The sequence below is a fragment of the Streptomyces sp. AC627_RSS907 genome, from assembly GCF_019049165.1.
The window spans coordinates 1-749 of sequence record NZ_JAGMUE010000513.1 but is presented as its reverse complement, the minus strand read 5'-3'; the positions used below and the strand labels follow the sequence as shown (position 1 = coordinate 749).

Here is a 749-nt window from a genome sequence, read left to right as displayed (position 1 = left end):
GGCCCGTAGAGCCGGGACCAGTCCGCGACCGGTGCCGTGTGGTCCCCGCGGGCGCGGGGTTGGGGTTCTACTGGGTGGTGATGACGATGGCGGTGGCGTCGTCGCGGTAGCCGTCAGCGTCGGCCTCGGCGGCGGCCACGAGCGCATCCGCCAGGGCCTGAGGGTCGGTGGCGTGCGTGCGGACGGTGGCGGTCAGGGTGTCGTGGTCAGTCTGGTCGTGGACGCCATCGCTGGTGAGCAGCACCAGTGCGTCGGGGATGGTGGCCTGGTAGATGGTGGCCACCGTGGCCGTGGCCAGGCTGGTCTTGAGCCAGTTGTCGTGCTCCTCGGCCAGCTCGACCGCGACGCCGTTGCGCCGTAGTTGGGCTCCGACGGTGTGGTCGTTGGAGTAGAGCCGGAGCCGGGTGCCATCCCAGCCGTAGGCGCGGCAGTCCCCAGTCCAGGCGACCGCGACCACGTCGTAGGCGGGGTTGGCGACCGCAGCGACGGCGACTGCGTTGGCTTCGTCGCCGTCCGCCCCTCGGTCGGCGATGAGTTCGCTGGCAGTGAGGAGCCCGGGAAGTGTGCCGCGGCGGGCGGCGATGCGGGCGGCGACCTCGGCGAGGAGGGGGGCGGTGCGACTGGTGTGGGGTCCGTGGCCGATGCCGTCGATGACCGCGGCACCGATCGTGCCATCGGCGAGGGTGTAGGCGCGGGCGGCGTCGGCGTTGTCGGCGGCGGTTCCCTCGCGGGTCGCGATGCCGATACGA

At 72.6% G+C, this 749-nt stretch carries 1 protein-coding gene; it reads right to left on the bottom strand.

Translation table 11 applies throughout. The features are described 5' to 3' along the window. Nucleotides 1-67: 67 nt before the first annotated feature. The coding region (locus KUM32_RS36755; protein ID WP_254406658.1) for a SpoIIE family protein phosphatase at nt 68-749 on the bottom strand (682 nt) is incomplete at its 5' end.